This is a genomic window from Variovorax sp. Soil_C_17, from assembly GCF_057657265.1.
The window spans coordinates 1-15,583 of record NZ_JBDGIT010000027.1 but is presented as its reverse complement, the minus strand read 5'-3'; the positions used below and the strand labels follow the sequence as shown (position 1 = coordinate 15,583).

At 63.2% G+C, this 15,583-nt stretch carries 11 protein-coding genes and 2 pseudogenes; 6 read left to right on the top strand and 7 right to left on the bottom strand.

All coding sequences use genetic code 11. From position 1 onward, the window contains the following. The first annotated feature begins 275 nt into the window (after positions 1-275). Positions 276-589: pseudogene (locus AC3A6Y_RS34630) on the top strand (ArsR/SmtB family transcription factor). 381 nt (positions 590-970) lie between these two features. Here the strand turns inward: AC3A6Y_RS34630 and AC3A6Y_RS34625 are convergent. After that, on the bottom strand, positions 971-1,342 hold the full coding sequence (locus tag AC3A6Y_RS34625) for a response regulator (RefSeq protein ID WP_487872732.1): 372 nt from the start codon (positions 1,340-1,342) through the stop codon (positions 971-973). 37 nt (positions 1,343-1,379) lie between these two features. Between AC3A6Y_RS34625 and AC3A6Y_RS34620 the strand changes: the two genes are divergently transcribed. Continuing rightward, positions 1,380-2,495 carry an ATP-binding protein gene (locus AC3A6Y_RS34620; RefSeq protein ID WP_487872731.1) on the top strand — a complete coding sequence of 372 codons (1,116 nt, stop codon included), beginning with the start codon at positions 1,380-1,382 and terminating at the stop codon, positions 2,493-2,495. Positions 2,496-3,056: 561 nt separating this feature from the next. Here the strand turns inward: AC3A6Y_RS34620 and AC3A6Y_RS34615 are convergent. Then, positions 3,057-3,779 (bottom strand): annotated as a pseudogene (locus AC3A6Y_RS34615) (tyrosine-type recombinase/integrase); the annotation flags it as partial. A 591-nt stretch (positions 3,780-4,370) separates the two neighbouring features. On the opposite strand from AC3A6Y_RS34615, the gene AC3A6Y_RS34610 reads away from it, so the two are divergent. The 3 genes from AC3A6Y_RS34610 (at position 4,371) to AC3A6Y_RS34600 (ending at position 6,403) form a co-directional block, all read left to right on the top strand. Continuing rightward, complete coding sequence (locus tag AC3A6Y_RS34610) at positions 4,371-4,865, top strand: hemerythrin domain-containing protein (RefSeq protein WP_487872730.1); 495 nt, start codon at positions 4,371-4,373, stop codon at positions 4,863-4,865. A gap of 351 nt (positions 4,866-5,216) precedes the next feature. Beyond that, positions 5,217-5,966 carry a phospholipase D-like domain-containing protein gene (locus AC3A6Y_RS34605; RefSeq protein ID WP_487872729.1) on the top strand — a complete coding sequence of 250 codons (750 nt, stop codon included), beginning with the start codon at positions 5,217-5,219 and terminating at the stop codon, positions 5,964-5,966. Positions 5,967-5,980: 14 nt separating this feature from the next. After that, a complete protein-coding gene (locus tag AC3A6Y_RS34600; protein WP_487872728.1) occupies positions 5,981-6,403 on the top strand; it encodes a DUF6766 family protein in 423 nt (140 codons plus the stop codon). Between the two features lie 372 nt (positions 6,404-6,775). Here the strand turns inward: AC3A6Y_RS34600 and istB are convergent, their stop codons facing one another. From istB to AC3A6Y_RS34585, 3 genes are all read right to left on the bottom strand, one after another. Then, on the bottom strand, positions 6,776-7,537 hold the full coding sequence (gene istB / locus AC3A6Y_RS34595; protein ID WP_487872727.1) for an IS21-like element helper ATPase IstB: 762 nt from the start codon (positions 7,535-7,537) through the stop codon (positions 6,776-6,778). Next, positions 7,524-9,137, bottom strand: coding sequence for an IS21 family transposase (gene istA, locus AC3A6Y_RS34590; protein WP_487872726.1), 1,614 nt, complete (start codon positions 9,135-9,137; stop codon positions 7,524-7,526). Before istA ends, istB begins: the two co-directional genes overlap by 14 nt. A 232-nt stretch (positions 9,138-9,369) precedes the next feature. Continuing rightward, positions 9,370-10,494, bottom strand: a complete 1,125-nt coding sequence (locus AC3A6Y_RS34585; protein ID WP_487872725.1) for a PAS domain-containing sensor histidine kinase — start codon at positions 10,492-10,494, stop codon at positions 9,370-9,372. Between the two features lie 294 nt (positions 10,495-10,788). On the opposite strand from AC3A6Y_RS34585, the gene AC3A6Y_RS34580 reads away from it, so the two are divergent. Further along, positions 10,789-11,139 carry a hypothetical protein gene (locus AC3A6Y_RS34580; protein WP_487872724.1) on the top strand — a complete coding sequence of 117 codons (351 nt, stop codon included), beginning with the start codon at positions 10,789-10,791 and terminating at the stop codon, positions 11,137-11,139. 667 nt (positions 11,140-11,806) lie between these two features. Here the strand turns inward: AC3A6Y_RS34580 and AC3A6Y_RS34575 are convergent. Both AC3A6Y_RS34575 and AC3A6Y_RS34570 read right to left on the bottom strand, forming a co-directional pair. Further along, positions 11,807-14,020, bottom strand: a complete 2,214-nt coding sequence (locus AC3A6Y_RS34575) for a phosphoribosyltransferase (protein ID WP_487872723.1) — start codon at positions 14,018-14,020, stop codon at positions 11,807-11,809. Positions 14,021-14,034: 14 nt separating this feature from the next. Next, a complete protein-coding gene (locus AC3A6Y_RS34570) occupies positions 14,035-15,159 on the bottom strand; it encodes a hypothetical protein (protein ID WP_487872722.1) in 1,125 nt (374 codons plus the stop codon). Between the last annotated feature and the right edge of the window lie 424 nt (positions 15,160-15,583).

The window sequence follows — 15,583 nt, the reverse complement described above, 5'->3', positions numbered from 1 at the left end:
CAAGCCGCTTCGGGCTACGCCCTACGCGCCTTGCCGCGCAGCGAGTGAAAGAAGACTTACACCACTTCCCGGGACATTAACCAGCGAAGCTGCTGTAGCAGCCGCCGCAGGTGAAATGTGAGCCCAATAGGAGACATCTCATTCCTGGGTGTGTGCAGTGCATCAAAGTAGGCATTCGGGGATGGAAGCTGGGGCAGCTTCTGGGCAGGAGCTCCTGAATCTGCGCGTTGTGCTGCGCAGCACCAGCCCGCTGATCTAACGGCGTTGTCCGCTCGCTGGCTGCGATTGCGCAATCGGTGCGCCTGCAGGTGTTCCGCGCGCTGGTAGTCGCAGGGTCCGAGGGCCTGACACCGGTTGCGTTGGTGGAAACCCTGGACGTACCCGCCACCACCCGGTCGTTCCACCTGAAAGGAACCGGCCCATTCGGGCTTGGTGACGCAGGTGCGCAGCGGCCGCAACCTCATCTACCGAGCTGCCTTTGATCGGATGCATGCTGCTCGGCAACCTGACCGAGGGCTGCTGCCAGGGCGGAGCCTGCCTCGCCCAGGGGGTCGCAGCCTACAACTGCTGCAGGAGATCTTGCATATGACGCCTGTCATGTCAATCCGCACGTTGACGACGGGCCACCAGCGTCGCTCTACTCGAAGCTGTTCGCCGCCGCACCGGCGCCGCGAGGCAGGCCATGTTCTTCCATATATCCACTATCGTTGAATACTCGAATAAATGTAAGCAAGCGCTCTCGTTTGAGGTCCCTGCGCGAGCTGCTTGCTTTATCATCGCCGGTCAGCGGGCTTGCCGTTTGCGGCTGCCGCAGGATTGCCTCCCCGGTCCCACCACCGGGCGCCGCCGGGCCAGACCGCAAGCTGCGGGACGCCCGATTTTCAGCGGCTAGAACTCCGCCGCAGGACGGGTGGGCGCCTTCGCCTTACCCACCGGCCCGCCAAATTCGGTGGCAGAGCGGAAGGCTGACTCACGCCACCGACCTGAGTAATTCGCCCAGTGCGTTGACGTCCGTGGGCTTGCTCAACTGGTGATCGAAGGGGCCGTCTCGACGAAGTGCTTCCAGCCGAATCACCGCCCCAGACAGGGCGATCAGACGTGGTGGCTGGTCCGGGAACGCAGTCCGCAGCACGCGAGCCAAGCCTTCTCCGTCGAGCTCGGGCATGTCAAGGTCCAGTACAGCGGCGTCGGGGCGCTGTGCCAGGGCGAGCGTCGCCGCTGCTCGGCCTTCGTACGCCACGCGGACGCTTGACTCAGGCAGGTACGCGCAAAGAATGGCACCCAGGAGGTCCGCCGTCTCGCGGTCGTCGTCCACCACCAAAATGTGAAGGGATTTGGCCATTTCGTGTCATCCGCAGATGCGTTACAAAGGCCGGTAGATGAACATCGTGAACATCGCCACTTTCCTGGAGGTCGCATCCGGGCCCATTCTCTCGGCCGCAGTTGCTCATGCGCGCACCCTGCCTGCCTTTGCCACCGCAGACGAGGCGGTGCTTCGCGATCACCTTCCTGAATTGCTGAGAGCCATCACAGCAGATCTGCGGCGGCCCCAAAGTAGGAGGGAGTCGATTGAAAAATCCCAAGGAAACGCACCTTTGGCGGAAGACGAGACGGCTGCGCAAACCCATGGGCTGGCGCGAGCTCGCAGCGGGCTCACCACCAGCCAGCTCGTCGCCGAGTACCGCGCCCTGCGCTCCAGCGTCTTGCGGCTCTATGGCGATGCACATGCCACCGGCCCGGGCGCAGTGGAAGAAATCGGGCGCTTCAACGAGGCCATCGACCAAGCGGTCGCCGAATCGGTGGCGTTCCACGAAGCGGAACTCGAACGATGGCGACAGATTTTCCTGGGCGTCCTCGGACACGACCTGCGTGGCCCGCTGAACGCCATTTCGCTCGCCGGCCGATTGATCAACCTGCAGGCATCGCCAGCCATCAGTGCGCACGCGGCCACCCTCATGCAAGGGGTGGAGCGCATGACGGCCCTGCTGGACTCGCTTTTGGAACTCAACCGGGCCGGACTGGGCCAACCAATGGCCCTGCGCCGGGAGCCATCCGACTTGTACGAGGCGTGCACCGCGGAGGTTGAACTGCTGCGCACGGCGTTTCCAGGCGCCACGATCGACCTCAAGGTTCAAGGCGATGCGCGCGGTGCGTTTGACGCATCCCGAATCCGGCAGGCACTGAGCAACCTGGTGACCAACGCCATCAAGCACGGGTCTCCAGCCGATCCGGTGCTGGTGACCTTGGAGGGCCAGGAATCGGCGGTGCTGCTGTCGGTTGAGAACGTTGGATTAGAGGAAGTCTCGGCTGGCGAACTCGAGCGGTGGTTCGAACCGCTTCATCGAAAAGACGCGCAACCGGCAGGGCTGCGTCATGCGCATCTGGGGTTGGGCCTCTTCATCGTGCGGCAGATCGCCAGGGCCCATGGCGGCGAAGTGGAGGGCCGTGCGGCGGCCCGTGTGATCCGGTTCACGATCACCCTGCCTAAGGCGTAGGCCGTGTAGCTTCCCCGCGCCACGAGAAAGTCCCGCGCGAGTTGATGCGAGCAATCTCCCGGCGTTGCGCCCGGGCGCAAATCCACCGCGGCGCGCTGGGGCCGTAGGCAGCCTCCTCCATATCGAGAACGATTCGCGCCTACGAATCCTGTTTTTTAGTCTGTTAAACACTGCGCATGTCCCGCCGCAGCGAGCTCGTAAAGATCATCCAGGACTTGGCCGACGAAGAGGTCTCACGGCAACCCTCGGCTGCAGATTGGCTTCTAGACCAGGACGACAAGGCGCAGAAGCGGCGAGAGAGGGACCGCGGCCTGAGGCCCGGGCATGACTATCAGGATGACGATGGGGGCGACGTAAGCACCTGACAGCCTTCGAACAAGCCCGTTTTGCGATTGGGGAGCTACTCCACGGCGGGCTGTCTCCTGGCCGTTGCCGCCTGTCCGCAGGACTCTGCCCCACTGCCTGATCTGCCCTGGCCCTCGCCACCGGGCGCAGCACGAACACAGGCAAGCCCTGCATCCTTCCCTCCCCGCTCCCGCCAGGGACGTGCATGGCTGGCGCAGCCAGTCCCCGAAGCTCCTTGACGATGTCGCGCACGGCCGCGGGGGCGAGGGGCTCGCCCAGGTGGCCGCCCTTGCGGATGCGCCGGAAGATGGGGCCCTCCTGGACGCCGTGCGCCTTCAGCACCGCCAGCCATTCGGTGATGGCGGCTGCGGCGCTGTCCGCCAGCGGCTTCACATCCTCGGGCCGCAGCTCCCCGCGCTGGTTGGTCTTGGAGTGGGCGAGGGTGTAGACGAAGGCTTCGGCATTCACCCGCTACAGGTTTTCCAGGGTGGCGGCGGCCACCTCGGAGCGGCGGCGCCCGCCGGTGGCTCAGGCAAAGAGGAGCAGGGCGCGGGCGCGCTTTCCGCGCAGGGACTCGTCACAGGTGGCCAACAAGAGCTGCAGCGGGTCCTTCGTGAGCGCGCGCTGGCGCTTGGGCCGCGCGCCGCGCTGGGCATAGGCGCGGCGGGTGCGCGCGAGGAGCTCGCGCACCAGGGGGTCTGCACAGGGGTTCGCGAGCTTCTGGCCACTGGGCACGCCGGGTGTGGCGCGGCCTGGGCCGCCTGATCCGCCTCGCCCGCCGGGTGCGGAGGAGGGCGACGAACTCCCTATCGATCCGATGGTCCCCGCGTAGGCCATCCGATGCGCCTTGGACAGCACCGCGATGCGGTGGATGAGGGTGTTCAAGGCCGGCGACCCGAGGCGCGCCTTGTAGCCGTTCTTCACCAGCGCCTGGTCGACGTCCGTCGGCAGCTCGCAGACCAGCGCGCCGGCCTTGCGCCGCGGGCCGACGGCGGGTGGCTCGCGATGGCGCGCCTGGCCGGCTTCGTCGGGCATGCCGTTGTCCTGCGCGCTGCCATCCGCGTCGCCATCTTCGTGCCGGCGCGCCGCGTGGTCGACGATGAACTGGACCACCACCGGGACAGGCACTGGCAGCGCAGCGCGTGGCCGTAGCGCGCGGCGTACCAGGCGCACCAGTAGCGCATCGCCGAGCCGTAGGACATCCGTGTGTTGGCCGATTCGCCCTGGCGCAGCAGCGCGCGCGCAGCGTCTTCGGCGGTGGACATCCCTTATCAATGACAGGCCGTCTCCACGACCGGGGTAGGAGCTGTTTCCGTTTCGCCGGCAATGAGCGCGCCGGGCTTGGGCACGCAGGTCCGACGGACAAGAGAAGGCTTCCTCGCAACGCAACGTAAGCATTTCGGCACAGCGGCGGCCAAGCCGCACAAGTCCACGGCGGCGCGGACGCTGTCGCCATGCGAAGCCATCCTACGTTGATGAAGATGGGAGCATTGCACTCTGCTCATCCCCAAAGCGAATCTGGAGACCACGATGCCCACCACCACCAAGCGCTCAAAGCCGGATGCCTGCAGCCTGCTTGATACCGACCACCGCAACGTCAAAGAGATGTTCAAGGAATATGAGACGCTGAGCGGTTCGAAGGCGGCCAGCGCATCGCAGAAGAAACGCGATCTCGCCAACGAGATTTGCATGGAGCTCACCGTCCACGCACAGATCGAGGAAGAGATCTTCTATCCCGGCCTGCGAGAGGCAATCAAGGACACCGACCTGCTCGACGAAGCAGCCGTCGAGCACGCCAGCGCCAAGGACCTGATCGCGCAGATCCAAGAAGCCACCGACGTGGACGACATGTTCGACGCCAAGGTTACGGTGCTCGGAGAGTACATCGACCATCACGTGAAGGAAGAGCGCAACGAGATCTTCGTGAAGGCGCGCGCCGCGCGAGGCCTGGATTTGGTCGCCATGCGCGAACAGCTGGAGGCGCGCAAGGAAGAGTTGATGGCGGTTACGGGGGCGACTGCATAACGAAGTCTTAGAAGGGTGGGCAGTGCCCCCCGAACGCCTCCCTTCTTCGCGGCCTCAAGCCAAAACAGGACGTCGGGGTCCTACGGGCCCATCTGCCACACGGTTGCGCCAATGCCAATCGCGCCGCGTAGATGGCGTCCGGAGCGATGTCACTCTGCGCACCCAAGGAGACGTTCATGGCAAATCAACCAGATCAGCCCGCAACGCCCTGGCCATCGATGACCGGAGGCAGGAACTGCTCCGGGGCCTGGACGTGGCGGACTCACATCTTCGTCGCCTGCAAAAAGCGGACTCCCCGCACGCCGGCGGGCGCGATCGCTCTGCGCAGCTGAAGGTAAAGCACAGGGCTGCGTGCTTCGACTCACCTCGGCGGACGGCGAGAGCACAGGCGAGGAAGAAGGGCGCTTCATCTTGGGCACAAGTACTGAGCGCCGAATTGGCCAACGCTGGGTGGGCAGCGACCGCGCGGCGCTGCTGGAGAACGGCGATGCCTTCTTTCCGCGCGTGCTCCAAGCCATCCGCAATGCGCGGCGCGAAGTGCTGATCGAGACCTTCATACTGCGAGACGACAAAGTCGGGCAAGCCCTGCAGGCGGCGCTGCACGAGGCGGCGCGGCGCGGCGCGCGCGTCGCCCTCGACGGATTCGGCTCGCTCGCCCTGCCGCGCGCCTTTGTCGAGCCGATGACGGCCGATGGCGTGGCGGTTCGTTCCTACGATCCAGGGCCGCGCGTCTTCGGGCAGCAGCTCAACCTCCTGCGGCGCATGCACCGCAAGCTGGTGGCGATCGACGGGCGGCTGGCCTTCGTGGGTGGCATCAACTTCTGCGCCGACCAGTTGCTGGATTTCGGGCCCGCTGCCAAGCAGGACTATGCGGTCGAGGTGGAGGGGCCGATCGTGGCCGAGGTTTACCGCTTCATGCGCCTGGCCATCGCGCGCGATGAAGGGCAGGCTCATCGCTTTCAAACCTTTGGGAGGTCGCCTGACATGCGCCGCGCATGCGGCCTGGAGAAACTGATGGAAAAGCGCCGCTGCGCTGCTGCAGGGGCTCATGGAACAAGCGCTGCGCGCTCGAGAGAGCGGTGCTCGAGAGGCATCACATAACCAGGAAGCAAAACATGAATAGATCCGTCTGGAACCGATACGGCTATGGCTGGGTCACCCTCGGGTTCTTCATCCTGTCCCTCGTTGGCCATTGGGTCTTCGCCTGGTTCGCCTATGTGGATGAGCAACAGACCCTGGGCGCTCCGGTCGAGGTCTCTGGCTACCTGATCCAGGTGTCGAGGGATACGCTGGAAAACTGGCAGTCCGAGTTCTTGCAGCTGCTCTGGCAAATCGGGGGCCTGGCCTTCCTGCTCTACGTCGGCTCTCCGCAATCCAAAGAGGGCGACGATCGGGTCGAAGCCAAGATCGATGCGATCCTGGCGGCGGTGGATCCGAAGAATGCGGATAAGTTGATTGCCCAGATCGACGAGGAATACGCGGGCAGGCATACCGCTCCCCGCTGGACGAAGATGGACATGAACGGCTCGGCGGGATGACCGCGTCGCCAAAGCCGATGTCCACTTGCAGGGCAATGCGCGCACCATCCAACTTCGCCTGCAGGTCGAACCGCACGCCGCCATAGCCCGCTTCCTTCCGAATCAACGAGCCCTTGACCGAGTCAGGCTAGAACGTGATGCCATCGTGGGGTAATCGTCCTTTCCGTGCATGTATGGAAAGGACGATTACCCCGTCGAACAACACGAAAAGGACGAGCACCCCATGATGGCGGGGGCGCTGAGGGTCGCCTGGTCTCCAGCTGCAAGGGGCAACAAGTACCAGCTCTCAATCCCCCGATCGACACTTCAAATTCCCCCGCTTGTCGACACCCAAATTCCTCCGGGCAGGACAGGGGTTGCATTATTGATCGATCACGCCTCGACTGCGATCGCCAGGCGTGCCGCGGCCTCCTTCATCCTGTAGCTCCTGCCTTCGAACTCGAGCATGACGGCGCGATGCATGAGTCGATCGAGGATGGTGGTTCCCATGGTCGCGTCGCCGAGGTATTTGCCCCAGTCCTGCACGACCCGGTTGGAGGTCACGACGATGCTGCCGCGGCGCTTGTAGCGCTGATGCACGAGGGTCTGGAGCAATTCAGCGGCGGCATCGGAGACACGCCGCGCAAGGAAGAGATCATCGAGCACAAGCAGATCGGATTCGAGGTAGGAGCGCATCAGCGAGGTCTGCTCCTTGGGACTGGCCAATGCGAAGTGAGCGAACTCGGTGTCGGCCTCGACGTAGCGAACATCATGGCCTTGCAGGGTGGCCTGGTAGGCAACAGCCTTGGCCACATGCGACTTGCCGGTGCCTGGCTTGCCAATGATCAGGGCGTTGGCGCCGTCGGCGATGAACTTCAGCGTGTGCAGCTCGAAGCATGGCTGACGAGGCAGCTTCGGGTTGAAGCGCCAGTCGAAGTCGCCGAGCGTGGGTCGTTCGTCGAGACGTGATTGCTTGAAGCGTCGCTCGGTCAGGCGCGAGTGGCGCCGGTCGAGTTCGTCTTGTAGCAATCCCGCAAGCGTCTCCAGCAGCGGCTGCTGCGAGGACTGCGCCTGCATGACGCGGGTGTTCAGGGTTGCGGCGATGCCGGACAGACGCAGCTCGCGCAGCGTGCGTTCGATCTCATTGAGGGTCATGCGCAGTACCTCCAGGGTTCAGGGGAGCGGAAGGCTGTGCCGAGGCACAGCGGGAGAAGAATTCGGCGTAGATGTCGGCGGGACGGATCAGCGGGTGTTCCTGCGTCAGCGTGAGCTCCAGCTGGCGAGGTTCTTCGGCGCGTTCGATGGCCGCCAGTGCGTCGGCGACGATCTTCTCGGTCAGCTTCTTCACGTAGCTGTAGCTGTGAACACCCTCGTGCATCGCCTGCGCACAAGCGCGATCAACAAGACGGCGCGGGTAGCGATCGGCCAGGCGGACGATGCCCCAGAGCTTGCGCTGGCCGACGCGACCTTCGACGGCAAACAGCAACTCGCACAATCGCTCGGCGTCGCCGCCGATCGCCCTGGCCTGTGCGAGGATGCGGCGGGTCTCGCGCGAAGGATTGAACACGCGTTCCTGCATCGGCAGCACAATGGTGCCGGGGCGCTCGACTCGGACGTGGCTGCGCAGCAGCGCCTGCGTCTTCAGGTCACGGATCTCGATGCGGCGGTCGAACACGCGCACCAGCACGTGGCTGCCGATGGGCGCCGGGCGCGCGGCGTAGCTGCTGTGATCGACCCGCACGCAGCTGTCGTCGCACACGGTGCGCTGCGCCTCGGTGAAGTACTGCATGCCCAGCATCGGCAGCGGCTGCAGCAATGGCCGCTCCTCCTCAAACATTGCTTGCACCTGACGGCGTGCGCTGCCATGGATACGCGGGGCGGCCCACCGGGTCTCCCAGTGTTCGAGGAAATCGTTCTGTTCCTGAAGCGACTCGAAGCGCCGCCCCTTCAGGGCCGTGGCCTGGGTGTGACCGATCGCGTTCTCGACAGAACCCTTGCGATTGGGATCGCGGACGCGGGCCGGATCGGCGATCACGGCGTAGTGGGCCAGCGTCGCCGCGTACACGGCGTTCAATTGCGGCTCGTACAGGTCGGGCTTGACGACGCCTTCCTTCAGGTTGTCCAGGACCACATAGCGACACGAACCGCCAAAATATCTCCAGGCCTGCTCGTGAAGCCGGGCCCAGGTCTCTTGGCTGGACTTCCAGACGACGCGGCGGAAGCTGCGCCTGGAGTAGCGCAGCGTCGCTATGAACAGCCGCGGCTTGCGATAGCGGTCGGTTCCCGGCACGCGCGTGGGCGCGCCTTCTCCGTAGTCGACCTGCATCTCTTCGCCCGGAAGGAACTCCAGGCGGTCGAATTGCTCGGGCTCGTGCTGGCGAAGCTTGCGCGCGAAGCGCATTACAGAGCTGTAGCGCGCGCTGAATCCGTGCAGGTCGACCAGGTCCTGATAGATGGCCATGGCGTTGCGCCGCAGCCGCAGTTGCGCCTCGATGAAGCCGCGATGCGGCTCGCACGCCGAGACCGTCGCGGGCGAGCGCGCGGGGATCGGAGCCGGTGGACGGGGTGGGGGAATTTGCCCTGAGGAGCCGGTGGACACCCCGGGGGAATTTGCCGCCACGGTAGCGAAACGCTTCTCGTAGCTCCGGATCGTCTTGCGATCGATACCCGTGACGCGCTCGATCTCCCGTTGGCTGGCCCCGGCGGCAAGCAAGGTCCAAATGGTCGTCTGCAAATGCGGCTTCAAGACATTCACTCCGTCACCCCCTCATGGCTGAGGGAGCAGAAAGTAACGTCCTGCCCGGAAGCGACTGCCGGCAGACGCCGGCGCCGCCTACGCCGTCACGGCCCGATGGCCGGGGCGGGGGAGTTTACGTGTCGATAGCCGGGGGAGTTTGGGTGTCGTTCGGGGCAATCCAAAGCTCCACCGGCCCCTTTCGTAGCCTCATGCGTCCCACTCTCGCCTGGCGCATGTCTTGCAGGCTGACCTATTCCAGGGGCAGGCGTACGGTGAACTCGCTTCCGCGGTCCTTGCCGTCGGAGCGCACCTCGACGAAGCCGCCGTGGGCATCGACTAGGTCCTTGACCAGCGAGAGCCCGACACCGAAGCCGCCTTCGGACTGGTGCGGGTTCTCCTGCGTGAAGAGCTCGAAGATGACCGGCAGCAGCACAGGCGCGATGCCGCTGCCGTTGTCGCTGACCTTGATCACGGCCTCGTCAACTTCGATCGTGCAATGTAGCCAAATGCGGCCGCCGCGCGGCGTGTACTTGATCGCGTTGTGGAGCAGGTTGAAAACGATCTGGTGCACCCGGGCCTGATCTGCCTGCAACAGGACCGGCGCCGGCGGCACCAACACCTCCAGCGTCTGCAGCTTGCGGGTCGCATCGGGACGCACGGCCGCCGCGATTTCTTGCAGGTCGACGCCCAGGTCGAAGCGGGACTTGGCCAGTTGCAGCTTACCGGCACCGAAGCGCACCACCTCGGCCAAGTCTTCCATCATGCGTTCCATCTGCACGACTTGGCGCTTCACCACGCTGAGCGGCATCCGCAGCTCAGGCGTCACATGGCCGCGCCTCTCGATTAGCTCGGTCACGCTGCGGATCGGGCCGAGCGCGTTGCGCACCTCGTGCGTCAGCCGCCCGAAGAAGACGTCGCGTCCACGCAGCGTGTCGTGGGCGTGATTGAGTCGGTTAACGGTGGTCTCCAGCTGGGCGCGCAGGTTGGTGCGGTCGAACATCAGCTTGGCGAAGCCGACATGCCGGCCGCCCTCGCGAAGAGCAATCAGCGTGCCGGCCACCCAGATGCGCAGGCCATCCTTGCGCAGGTGCCAGCGGTCGTCCTCCGAGTGGCCGACAGCGAGCGCCACCGCGCGCTCCATGTCCGCCAGCCCGAGCTTCAGGTCTTCGGGCGCGAAGATAACGTCGAGCTTCAGACCGATCGCCTCCGCCTCGGTGTAGCCGAAGAGGGACTCGGACGCGCCGCGCCAGCCGGTGATGATTCCGGCCGCATCGAGCAGCACGAAGGCCACATCGGGCGCCTGCTGCCAGAGCAGTTCCAGCGCCCGCTCGGGCGTGACGCCGGCCGGGGGCAAAGTTACTTGGGCGCTGTTCATGAGGCCTTGAATGTAAAAACCGCAGCATAACGGGGCCGTCGGCTTCGTGGCCTCGCCGTCAAAGCTCGCGAGATCAACCTTTCCGGCCGACGGCGGGCAGCCGGATGCTCTTGCTCATGACATCTCTATTCGGGAAATTGCTCGCCTTGTTATGTTTATTTCATTCTCTCCCGCCCTGAAAGGCCCGCCCGCGCAGGAGAGAAGAGGGCGCCACCGCATCGCGACAAACTGACATGGCCTGGCAGGGGCGGCATCGCCGGCCCTCGCCCATCTCGCCCCTCGCAGGAGCTTGCCATGCCCTTCCTCGCGCCCACGTTCGCGCGGCTGCCGCCGCTGTCCTTTTTAATATCCGACCAGATCGAACCGCGCAAGAAGATCGCCCGGCACCTGGGCGTGAGCCTGCGCACGCTGCAGCGCTACCAGGCCAGCGGCAACGCACCCCGCGCCATCTATCTGGCGCTGTGGTTCGAGAGCCGCTGGGGCATGGCTGCGCTGCAGGCGCAGGCTTTGAATGAAACGCAGCACGCCCGCGCCTGGGTCGCCTCGCTCGAGCGCGAGTGCGAGCGCCTGCGCGGCGTGATCCGCGCCCTCGAAAACGCTCAGGGGCAGGCTGCGGCCAACTCGGCGGTGTTTAACGCGTTCTAAGCCGGGCAGGGCGTTGGGGCAGGGGCGCGGGAGCTCGGCCGGGAGGCGGGGGGGTGCAGGCCACGCTGCCACCGCCCATCACCGCTCGCGGTCATCGTGAGTATGCCCGCCCATTACGAGACGACCGGCGGTGCGGGTCTGCGACGCACCAGCGTGATGAGCTGGCGATGCAGTATGGGGGGAGGGCAGTTGCCCGTGAAATGATCGCGCGCGACAGCCTGCTTCGCAGCGATTGCCGTCGTTGACGGGCTCTGGTTCAAGGTCAGCTTTCAATATGAAGCAGACGGTCGCTCGCGGGCGCTGCTCAAAGACTGGCCCCCCTTTCAGAGCGCCGATCCAATTGACTTGCAAGCGCAACGCTCCGACGTCGCCGTCAACAAGACTCGCAGCCTGGCTGAGTCCGAGGAGGCGCGGAATACGACCTTTTTTGGGCGAACCACTTGCTGCCGTCACGGTCGACACTACGGGTGATTGGCTCGGCCTTGTTGCCACGACCTTGCAGACGCCTGAAGCGGAAGCTGGCTTGAAGAAATTGCCACCATGGCGACTGCTGAAGGCGTTCCACGACCTCTGGACCTCTGACCAGCAGCGTTCGTAGTTCAGTCTGTCGGGCCACTTCATCCCGACTACCTGAGCCAGTTTCTTGAGGTTGGGTAGCTACCACTGCCTACTTGGAATACACATAGGCGGCATCGAACAACGCTTGCCAAGGGATGCCAAGCGACTCGAAAAGCTCGCGACCGGCTTCAGAGGCATCCGGGCTTCCAAGCTTCCCCGTGAGCCACGCCACAGCCAACTCGGCGTGGATTAGCGAATGCTGACCATCGGCTTTGTCGAGTGCGGCATTCCGCAGGAATTGGACCAAGTCCTTGTGAAGCTCAGTGCTACGAAGCGAACGAAGTATTCCGAGCCAGACTGCGCGCTCGGAATAGTTCGTTGCAAAGACCCTCTCAGCAAGGCCCGTCGGGGCCGGAAACTGCGAGGGATTGAGCGGCTCTGCCGATTTATGACGCAGTTGCTGTACTGCGCTCGCGCAGGCGAAGAGCACTTGCAACGCAGTTGCTCCCCCATTCAAGATAACTGACTCTGCGCCAAGACCTGGGACCTCCGCAACGTCAGCCGCAAGATGGAACGCCTGATGGGTCAACCCCTCGCTGGTACTGCTGAGATGAGTCATCCGGTCCGCGACAGGGCCATCAAGAACGCCTGATAGCTTTGCCAACACGCTGAGAGCCTCGCGCTCCCGACACCAAGGGCACGACTGATGGTCGTGCCAATCGGGAAGACAAAACCGGTACAGATGGACTAGTTGCGCCTCCCAGCCATGCCTGGTGGTTAGACCGCGCAGACGGGCTGCATACTTCTGTGCCGAGGCTGGCGTAGCCAACAGTGTGAAGAATTGAACGCAGGTCAGAGCCGGGGCTCGCTCCTCCTTTGTTTCACGGAGAAATCTGTTGATGACGTCCAGGCGCGAGCCTGTGATGAATACGTCGTCCGCCACAAGCAAAGTGCGCGCAGCCAGAAGGTGCTGGTTCCGCTCTCCCTGATGGTGCGCAAGCATGTCACTGTCAAAAGTGACGATGGGAATTCCAAGCCCTCTTGCAATGAGTTCGGCGAGCCGGATGGCGGCGGGATGGTCAGGCACCGCCACAGCATCTGGCCGCGGATTGAGCTCTCCGACCTTCTCGAGCACTTCCTGTCGAAATGCCTCAATGTCGAGTAACGTGGCGACGTCGACATAAAACGCGTGATGCCGTGCCGTCGATTCATTCGGGTCATCGTAGTGAACCCGAAGTACCCCTTCCTGACCGCCCCACCGCGACAAGAATTCTCTCTGTTGCGCAAAAAGGTCGGGGGGTAACGCGATCGCTTTAGGCGCGGTCACGCCAATCATGTAGTTGGTCGAGTGGATGGCCACGGCCTCGCTTTGATTTGCGCACATGCCGCATGCCTGTTCTGTCTCGTAGTGCTCGTAGTTGGGCAGCACTAGGCGACAGAGCGGTTTAGCCTCATTGATGTCTTGGACCGCGTAGAGGGTGGTCGATTTGATGGTCAGCCCGGGACGGTTACTAGCCCAAATGTCGACGAAGTTGGCTAGCCTCCCGGTCGACGCGACGCCAATGACGACAAACACTGCGGTTCGAGCTGAGGCAATCTGGCTCAAGAATGAGAAGGTCGTCGTCCGAGCCTCTACGTCCGAGGGGTAGCCAGGAAACGTCGCAATGGAGAGCCGATCCGATACCAGAAGCTGTACTCGCGCAGCAAGAACCAGCATGCTCGGATGGTCTACAAGAAGAGTGAAGCTTGATTTGTCCCGAAGCTCTGATAGTTGCGTTTCGATCTTGTGCGCTATCCAATAAGCAATTCGGTCCACCGTGGGCATGTCGACCAGCGCTTCCGAGAGCCGTATGAATTGAGATGCATGCGCACCAGATGGAAGAGCAAAGTGGTAGCTTGATGCGGCACAAATGACGCATCTGTTCTGCGCGCCTAATACAACTTGATGAAGGTCCTTTTCGCGTATGGATTGAAGTAATTCATCATCCACTTCAGCGTCGAAGGCGACTGTTCCATCGCTCTTTCGAAACAATAGGCGCGGACCGTGGCGCGCCACGTAGGGCGGGTTCGCCGAAGCAGATGAATGCCCATCCGGAAGCGCGAAAATGTCGACGTGTGGCGCGCGCTTCGTAACTGTCTCTGCTTGCTCACGAAGAATGTCGACAGCTCTTCCAGGGTCAGACATAAGGCGAAGCCAGAACTCAGCGTCGAAGCGAAGCACGAGGCCGCTCGCGCCCATCAGCGAAGAGTCAGGAATTTGGGCTACTACGTGCTCAATGTCCGAAGCTTGACGAACTACATTGGAGCTGAACGCTAGCGTCATGCTACTTCGAAGAGCTATCGTCCAAACAAGGCGCCTTGGTCGAGGTCGCGGGCGAACTCAGGCACGAAGATGGATACGCAAGTACCTCCCTGGAACGAGGAAGGAAGTTGGCGGACGGACTTGAACTCCAGCGTCGGATACTTATGCTCGCCCGTTGAGAAGTCCTGCACAAGGTCGAGATTGCCAGAAGTAATCCTCACTAGTGCCTGGAGGTGATGAGCTGCCGAGACGACAGCAGGAAGGCCGAGGCCGCGCTTCACGACGCCTGACGGCTTTCGACTCTCCCCGGGCAGGAAGGCGCGAGCTAGACGCTGCTCCGATGTTTCGTCTTGCTTCGGTGGCAGCGTGAACTGAATTCCGTCGCCTTGATCAGCTACCGTGAAGCATGCGGCGCCCAGCCCAAGGTCCTTGTTTCCTTCGAAAACTCTCCCCAGGTAGTCCTTCAGCTCCGGGGAAAGACGACGGCTCGCAACGTCGGAGCCCTGGAGTACCACCTTCTCAACCACCAAAGCGCGCGTGCTCCTTGAACGGCGCGCGAAATCGGCGGGAATGCCATGCTCAAGGCTGTTTCGGAGCGCCTCGTAGATAAACGAAACGACGCTAGATTCGCCCGCGGAGCCGAGCAAGCGGCGAAATCCCATTCCCTGGACCGTCCGTTGAAGCATTGCACCGAACACGGAGGGAGGTGGAAATCCCTCGTCAGTATGGTCCATGCCGGCTTCGGCTAGTTCAGGCGGAAGGGGAAATATCGGGTCTACGCAGACAAGCGAGCGGGAGGTCCCTAGACCGAGCACTCCCGCGCCACTCTTGTACAGAGCCGCGAGGGCCGGTTTGAATTCAGGAGCGGCCGCCTTGCCCAAGAACTGAATTCGCCTCGCTCTTCTTGCCAGGGCAAAGCCGAAGGCACTGGAGAACAATGTGGCGTTCAGGTCTTCCGCCGTGCGGGGCTCTTCAAACTCACAATCGAGCACGAACTCCTCACCATCCGCGGCGAAGCCTGCTAGAGATGCAAGCGCCAAACCTTGCGCGCCCGCCTCGAAGCTGCTCCGCTTGCCAATGCGCGCAGCTTGGCACCGGGACATGTCCCAGCCAATGACCTCATCAACAGATGTGCGTTCCGATATGCGAATAGTGGACATGCGTACCAACCGATAGACGATCGCCTCATCTTGCCAGAGGTCTCCGCTGCATGGTCCTCGACAGGTTAAGACCAAGGAGCAGCTGCGCCTAGGCGCAGGCCTCAATACGAGCGGCGAGGGCACTCTAACCACAGACTTCATCTGATTGGGCGCGCAACGCGCGCTCGATTGACTGAATCGTGTCAAAAGTCCCAGTGGCCGACAGGATATTAAGAAGCCGGCGGCCGTATCGCACCGAGGATGCAGGGTGTGTGCCATGCCCTTTCACCTGTGGGCGAACCAGAAGCAGTAGAAGCAGTGACATCCTGCTCAAGCATCAGACGACTTGGTGCGAGCCCGGAATGAAGGTAATAGTCCGACCGAGGACCTTCTTGACGCGTTCACTCGCGGGCCTGCAGCCGCGCATTGATCTCGTCGATGTCGA

What these genes read in the sequence shown, in the direction of transcription:
- AC3A6Y_RS34625 (WP_487872732.1), bottom strand. Translation starts at nt 1,342, where the DNA reads ATGGCCAAATCCCTTCACATTTTGGTGGTGGACGACGACCGCGAGACG.
- AC3A6Y_RS34620 (WP_487872731.1), top strand. Translation starts at nt 1,380, where the DNA reads ATGAACATCGTGAACATCGCCACTTTCCTGGAGGTCGCATCCGGGCCC.
- AC3A6Y_RS34610 (WP_487872730.1), top strand. Translation starts at nt 4,371, where the DNA reads ATGCCCACCACCACCAAGCGCTCAAAGCCGGATGCCTGCAGCCTGCTT.
- AC3A6Y_RS34600 (WP_487872728.1), top strand. Translation starts at nt 5,981, where the DNA reads ATGAATAGATCCGTCTGGAACCGATACGGCTATGGCTGGGTCACCCTC.
- istB (WP_487872727.1), bottom strand. Translation starts at nt 7,537, where the DNA reads ATGACCCTCAATGAGATCGAACGCACGCTGCGCGAGCTGCGTCTGTCC.
- AC3A6Y_RS34585 (WP_487872725.1), bottom strand. Translation starts at nt 10,494, where the DNA reads ATGAACAGCGCCCAAGTAACTTTGCCCCCGGCCGGCGTCACGCCCGAG.
- AC3A6Y_RS34580 (WP_487872724.1), top strand. Translation starts at nt 10,789, where the DNA reads ATGCCCTTCCTCGCGCCCACGTTCGCGCGGCTGCCGCCGCTGTCCTTT.
- AC3A6Y_RS34575 (WP_487872723.1), bottom strand. Translation starts at nt 14,020, where the DNA reads ATGACGCTAGCGTTCAGCTCCAATGTAGTTCGTCAAGCTTCGGACATT.
- AC3A6Y_RS34570 (WP_487872722.1), bottom strand. Translation starts at nt 15,159, where the DNA reads ATGTCCACTATTCGCATATCGGAACGCACATCTGTTGATGAGGTCATT.